Genomic DNA, 6,761 nt, shown 5'->3' with positions numbered 1-6,761 from the left:
GTTCCAATTTTTGCGACCACATGTTTTACTTCAGGGAAATTTTCAAGAAGAATTTTTTCGGCCATATTGGTTGCACGAATACTCTCCTGTAAGGAACTTCCAGGCTTAAGGGTCATTTGCATTGCCAAATCTCCTTCCTCGAGGGTTGGAATAAATTCTCCACCCATAAAACTAAAAAGGATTAACGCTGCTGTGAAACCGGAAAAGGCCAACATCAATATGGTTTTAGGAAATTGAAGTGCTTTGGATAAAACCGGAGTATAAATCCGTTTGAAGAAATTCACAATCCGGTCGCTAATTGAAACGTGATTATGTATATGTCGCTTTAAGAACAGCGATGACATCATTGGTACATAAGTAAGACTCAAAATCAAAGCACCCATTAACGCGAAACTCACTGTTTGCGCCATTGGTTTAAACATCTTTCCTTCTATGCCGGTAAGCGTCATGATCGGTACAAAAACAATCAAAATAATCAGGACGCCAAATGCTGCACTTTGAATGATCTGGTGAGAAGATTTATTTACTACATCACCCATTTCATCTTTCGATAATTTTTTACCGGCATAATTTTCATGCAATACATGCAGTACACTTTCTACAATAATAACTGCTCCGTCCACCACAATACCGAAATCGATTGCACCGAGCGACATCAAATTAGCCGATACACCAAAAGCATACATCAGGATCAATGCAAACAGCATAGCGAGTGGAATAACAGAAGCCACAATAAATCCTGCGCGAAAATTCCCGAGTAGCACAACTAAAACGAAAATGACAATGAGTCCACCCTCAATCAGATTTTTTGTAACGGTAGAACTGGTTTTAGCAACCAATACAGAGCGATCCATATAGGGATAAATTTCAATTCCTTCCGGCAAGGATGATGCGATTTTCTTTACCCTTTCATGTACATTCCGTATAGCATAAGAAGAATTCGCACCTTTTAACATCAGGGTAATTCCTCCTACCACTTCTCCTTTACCATCCATGGTCATTGCTCCATAACGGTTAGGCGAACCAAGATTTACTTTGGCTACATCGCGGATCAACAGAGGAACATTTCCGGATTTACGAATAACGATATTTTCAATATCCTCTTTCGTCCGTACACGACCTTCGCTTCGGATATAATACGCATATTGGTTTCGCTCTACATAACTACCACCGCTGTTTTCATTGTTTTTTTCCAATGCGTCGAATACATCGGAAATGCTTACATTATTCTGACGTAATAATTTAGGATCTACAGAAACTTCATATTGTTTTACTCTACCGCCAAATGAACTGATTTCAATAATCCCTTTTGTTCCTGCAAGCTGACGTTTTACAATCCAGTCCTGAATGGTACGCAATTCCATATCGTCGTACAAATGCTCATATCCGGGCTTTACGCGCAAAACATATTGGTAAATTTCACCCAGTCCGGTAGTAATCGGCATAAGTTCCGGACTACCTAATGTAGATGGAATATCTGCAGCTGCAGCATCGATTTGTTCCTTCACCAACTGGCGTGCCTGTAAGGTGGGAACATGTTCTTCGAATACAACGGTAACCACCGATAATCCGAAGCGGGAAATGGACCTCACCTCTTCAACTCCCGGCAAATTCATCAGTTTACTTTCCAGCGGAAAGGTGATGACCTGTTCAATTTCCTGGGGAGCGAGTGTGGGTGAAGTTGTTACTACCTGTACCTGATTATTGGTAATATCAGGTACAGCATCGATTGCAATATGTTGTAGCGACCATACACCGGCAATGATTAATGCCAGCACCATGATAAAGACAATTAACGTATTGCGAATCGAAAAAGAAATGATCTTTTCGAACATAAAAAATAATTAATGATTGATTGAATGAGTTGATTCATTCCGGAATACCGGAGGACAAAAAATCAACAAGCGGGGGGACCGCGAAGTGTAGAGGATTCCCAAAAATAAGGGTTGAAATAAAATGCTTTATAAACTGTTTGAGCAGTTACACTTTTTTCAACAAGAGGAAAAGCAAGGTGAAAATTGAAATCCGGAAGCAAAATATTTTCCGGTGTAAAATCTAAATGAACCGCAGGAGTAGATGGTAAAATATGCTCCAGATTAGAACCTGCATCATTGTGGAAAGCTAACCAAAATGGATCGAGAATATCATCCTGATCCGTTTCAAATTCATGAATAACGGTCATTTCCTTCTCCTCATAATGGTGATTATGCGGAAGTAGATTGTGCAACAACACAATGGAACTTGCTACAAAAAGAAATATCCTGAGGAATATATTCACAAAACAAATATAGGAGAAATTGAATAAGTAAAAAGCGACAAAAATCACATTTAGCCTAACATCCACTGCAACAGAGTCATGGAGATAAGAGTGATGATTGTAATTCCCAAAATATCCACCCAAAAACCTGCACGAATCATTTGTGAACTGGTAATCTTTTCACTTCCGAAAACAATGGTATTCGGTGGTGTAGCAATTGGTAACATAAACCCGCAAGAAGCAGCAAGTGTAACAGGAATAAGAACAACAAGTGGATCGGCAGATAAATGTCCAACGAAAGTAACCAAAACCGGAAAAACCAACTGAAGTGATGCCGTATTAGAGGCGAATTCGGAAAGGACAGTCATGAAAATAACCAGTAATAAGACCAGCAACCATGGCGAAATTGATGCCCAATTGGAGAGTAATGAGGCCATCGATAAATCCAACTCAGTTACATCAACGGCTTTGGACAATGCAAATCCGCCACCAAATAGAAAAATAATTCCAACAGGCAATTTTTTCACTTCTTTCCAGGTAATTAATCGATCAGCTTTATTTTTTGAAGGAATAAAAAACAAAACAAAAACGATGAACATGGCAACGGTCGATTCCGTCACCATTTTCGGTGGTAAAGAAAAGATGTTGGTCCAGGAAGGAATAACCAGCGATCCGATTTTTATTTCTTTTAAAAAGAACCATCCTAAAAAGGATAAAACAAAAAAGAAGATCATCCATTTTTCTTCATAGCGAAGTGGACCCAAATTTTCCAGATCTTTTTTACACTGGGATAAATCAATATTCTGCGAAGTGAATAATTTTCGGTATTGCCATTTTAAAACATAAAAGCATCCGAGAAACAATAAAAAACTAACCGGTACACCAAAGGCCATCCAGCTGGCAAAACTTATTGGTGTTCCATCGGGAAATGCGGCTGTATATTCTTTCAGAAAAATCATATTGGGCGCCGTTCCGATAAATGTCGCCATTCCGCCTATGGAAGCTGAAAAGGCTAATCCGATGAGCAATGGAGCTGCAATGCCATGCTCGTTATCTTCTTTACTGATTTGTCCGGAAATAGCCAGCACAGCGGGAATCAACATGGCTGTTGTTGCCGTATTGTTAATCCACATGGAAATAAAATAAGCAGAAAACATAACGCCGAACAAAACCGAGGATGGTGTTTTACCCGTCTTTAAAATAATATTCAGCGCAATTCTGTTATGCAAATTCCATTTTTCCAATGCGTAAGCAAATAAAAATCCGCCTATGAAAAGAAAGATGACCTCATTCATATAATTTGGTGCAACATCTTCCATTTTCATCACACCGGTGAGTGGTAAAAAGATAATGGGCAAAAGTGAGGTGACATAAAGATTAACAGCTTCACTTACCCACCAAACAGCCATCCATACCAATAATGCAGCGGCTTTAGAGGGTAGCGAATCACTTCCATTGGAAGTCATTAATCCATATACCAGCAATGCGAGGATTGGACCAAGCAATAAAAATATTTTTTTGATCAATGGATTTCTCATTTGTAAATCCCCACTTCTATGGTTCCATCCTTACGAATAACTCCGCGATACATTCCCGGAGTATTAAATTCCATTACATAGTTTCCATGTTTATCCAGGCCAATCAATCCACCTTTTCCACCTTGTGATTCGAGTTTTTCCTGCACCACATAATGAGCTGCTTTTTGCAATGAATAATTTTTGTATTCCATCAATGCAGAAACATCATAGGCCACCACATTACGAATAAAAAATTCGCCGTGTCCGGTGCAGGAAATGGCGCATGTTGTGTTATTCGCATAAGTGCCTGCTCCAATAATGGGTGCATCTCCTACTCTGCCGTAACGCTTATTGGTCATTCCACCAGTAGATGTCCCTGCAGCAAGATTTCCATACACATCCAATGCCACTGCTCCCACCGTGCCATATTTTTTATCGGGATTTAAATCGACATTAAATTCAATGGCCGAACTATCTACATGCATTCCATGTTCGCCATCGTGGTCCAATACCGCTTTTTCCTGTTCTTTTACTTTCTGTAATTGATTAAATCTGTTCTGATCGAAAAAATACGACGTATCTACTATTTCGCATCCGTTTTTTCCAGCAAAAACATCCGCTCCTTCACCAACGAGCATTACATGTTCGCTATGGGTCATCACCGCATAGGCCGCCTTTATCGGATTTTTCACTGTGCGAACACCGGTAACCGCACCCGCCTTTAAATTTTCGCCATTCATAATGGCAGCATCCATTTCAATTTTTTCGTCATTGGTAAACACCGATCCTTTTCCTGCATTAAACAGCGGACTATCCTCCATCACCATAATGGCAGCTTGCACCGCTTGAAGAGAAGTACCACTGTCCTGCAAGACCTTATATCCTTCACGCAACGCTTCGCTGAGTTTATCGGTGTAGGCTTTTTCTTTTTCGGGCGACATATTCTCTTTCAGTATTGTACCTGCTCCGCCATGAATCACCAAAATAACCGGATTTTCCATCTTCTTTTTGTTTTGCTGTGCCAATGCGCAATTACTTAGTATTATTGCAAAAGGCAACAGGATAAGCATTCTCATTAAATTGAATCTTTTGCGAAACTTAATACTTTTTTGGAAATACATCAAGTACCGATTTACGGCAAAAACCCGCTATGCCGTTCACTCTCCGTTTTTGTTCGCTTTTATTGAAGAAGTATTGCGCGACAAAGGGAATTATTATGCCTATGATAAAATAGAAGAGATTCGTCACCAACTCCTCCGCGATCACAAAGAAATTGATGTGGTAGATCTCGGTGCGGGAAGTAAAAAGATGAAACAATCGCAACGAAAAATTTCTTCCATAGCAAAAAACTCCCTGATGCCCCGGAAACAAGCCCAATTAATGCACCGTTTGGTGATGCGTATGAAACCGGAAAATGTAATTGAACTCGGAACTTCATTGGGCATTACAACACTGTATTTATCCTCTGCACATACTTCCATTCCAGTTTATACCATAGAAGGAAGTCCTGCCATTCATCACTATGCCATGCAGCTTTTCCATCACCACGGTGGTGAAAACATTCGTGCCATAGAGGGGAATTTCGATGAGCAATTAACTATCGTTTTAAAACAAATCGGGCATCCCGGAATGGTGATTATTGACGGCAACCACCAATACGAACCTACGATGCGTTATTTTAATCAGGTTGCCGAAGTACAACAAAACGACACTTTTATTGTTTTTGATGATATCCATTGGTCGGAAGAAATGGAAAAAGCATGGAATGAAATCATTCAGGATGAGCGTGTGAGTTTATCCATCGATTTATTTTTTCAAGGCATAGTATTCTTCCGTAAAGAATCGAAAAAGGAACATTATGTTATTCAGTTCTGATTTCAGTTCCTCTGGAATTAATTTTATTTTGCATCAACAATTTCAACCGTATGAAAATTTACACGAAAACCGGCGATAAAGGACAAACCTCTCTCATTGGGGGATCGCGCGTTTTAAAATCGAATCTGCGTATTGAAGCCTATGGCACGGTGGATGAATTAAATTCCTGGATTGGCGTTTTGCGCGATCACGACAGTGCCGGAACACATAAAAGCACGCTGCTCGAAATTCAGGATCGTCTTTTCACCATTGGTGCCATTCTTGCCAGTGAACCCGGGAAATCGAAAATGAAAATTCCTGAATTGAAAGATACAGATATTGAATTTCTGGAAATTGGTATTGACAAAATGGAAGAAAGTCTGGAGCCAATGAAATCATTTGTTCTTCCCGGCGGACATCCCTCCGTATCTTTTTCACACGTGGCGAGATGCGTCTGCCGTAGGGCCGAACGGATTGGCGTAGAGCTTTCGCAACACGAAGAAGTACCCGCCATTGTGCTCCAATACCTCAACCGACTTTCCGATTATCTTTTCGTTTTATCACGAAAATTGAGCCTGGATAACCATGCAGAGGAAAGTCCCTGGAGCCCAAGAATGTGAAAAAACTATAGATTAAACTACTAATCAGGGATTTATATGATTATAAGTCCCTGTTTTTTTTCGGGCTGTTTGTATAACAAAAAATATATTTTCGCGTAAGTTTTCAAAAATCAACAAGAAAGGAGCAATTATGTACTGGACTCTTGAATTAGCATCTTATCTGGAAGACGCTCCATGGCCTGCAACACGCGATGAGCTGATCGATTATGCCCTACGCGCAGGAGCCCCGATGGAAGTCGTGGAAAACCTACAGGAGATGGAAGATGAAGGGGAAATTTATGAAAGCATTGAGGAGATTTGGCCCGACTATCCATCCAAAGAGGATTTCTTCTTTAACGAAGACGAGTATTGATTGAAAGATCAACAACAAAAAAGGCTGTTCAATGAACAGCCTTTTGTCGTTTTATAAACCATAGGATTTACCCATCCACCGGAATGCAATGGGATCGCCGGATGTTTGTTTGATAACACCTTTATCGGTGATTTTAAATTTTCGCGTATTCAATACCTGCG

7 protein-coding genes are annotated in these 6,761 nt (G+C 40.1%); 3 read left to right on the top strand and 4 right to left on the bottom strand.

Annotated features, from left to right (window positions below; genetic code table 11):
• The 4 genes from K1X56_14540 to K1X56_14525 all read right to left on the bottom strand — a co-directional run.
• A partial coding sequence (locus tag K1X56_14540; GenBank protein ID MBX7095937.1) for an efflux RND transporter permease subunit occupies nt 1-1,835 on the bottom strand: 1,835 nt, incomplete at its 3' end.
• A 62-nt stretch (nt 1,836-1,897) separates the two neighbouring features.
• Nucleotides 1,898-2,278, bottom strand: coding sequence for a hypothetical protein (locus K1X56_14535; protein ID MBX7095936.1), 381 nt, complete (start codon nt 2,276-2,278; stop codon nt 1,898-1,900).
• A gap of 50 nt (nt 2,279-2,328) precedes the next feature.
• Nucleotides 2,329-3,762 (bottom strand): SLC13 family permease, encoded by a 1,434-nt coding sequence (locus K1X56_14530; GenBank protein MBX7095935.1) that lies wholly within the window; start codon nt 3,760-3,762, stop codon nt 2,329-2,331.
• 29 nt (nt 3,763-3,791) lie between these two features.
• Nucleotides 3,792-4,850: an isoaspartyl peptidase/L-asparaginase gene (locus K1X56_14525; protein ID MBX7095934.1), complete on the bottom strand. Its 1,059-nt coding sequence runs from the start codon at nt 4,848-4,850 to the stop codon at nt 3,792-3,794.
• A gap of 13 nt (nt 4,851-4,863) precedes the next feature.
• Here K1X56_14525 and K1X56_14520 point away from each other — a divergent pair, with 13 nt between their 5' ends.
• The 3 genes from K1X56_14520 to K1X56_14510 all read left to right on the top strand — a co-directional run bounded on the left by K1X56_14520 (nt 4,864) and on the right by K1X56_14510 (nt 6,600).
• The gene (locus tag K1X56_14520) at nt 4,864-5,649 is read left to right on the top strand and encodes a class I SAM-dependent methyltransferase (protein ID MBX7095933.1); all 786 of its coding nucleotides are present in this window, start codon (nt 4,864-4,866) and stop codon (nt 5,647-5,649) included.
• Between the two features lie 50 nt (nt 5,650-5,699).
• On the top strand, nt 5,700-6,248 hold the full coding sequence (locus K1X56_14515) for a cob(I)yrinic acid a,c-diamide adenosyltransferase (protein ID MBX7095932.1): 549 nt from the start codon (nt 5,700-5,702) through the stop codon (nt 6,246-6,248).
• A 130-nt stretch (nt 6,249-6,378) separates the two neighbouring features.
• Nucleotides 6,379-6,600 carry a DUF2795 domain-containing protein gene (locus K1X56_14510; protein ID MBX7095931.1) on the top strand — a complete coding sequence of 74 codons (222 nt, stop codon included), beginning with the start codon at nt 6,379-6,381 and terminating at the stop codon, nt 6,598-6,600.
• The last annotated feature ends 161 nt before the right edge of the window (nt 6,601-6,761 follow it).

The organism is Flavobacteriales bacterium (assembly GCA_019694795.1).
GTDB lineage: Bacteria > Bacteroidota > Bacteroidia > Flavobacteriales_D > UBA2798 > UBA2798.
The sequence above is the reverse complement of the archived record's forward strand: the minus strand, read 5'-3'. Positions and strand labels throughout refer to the sequence as shown.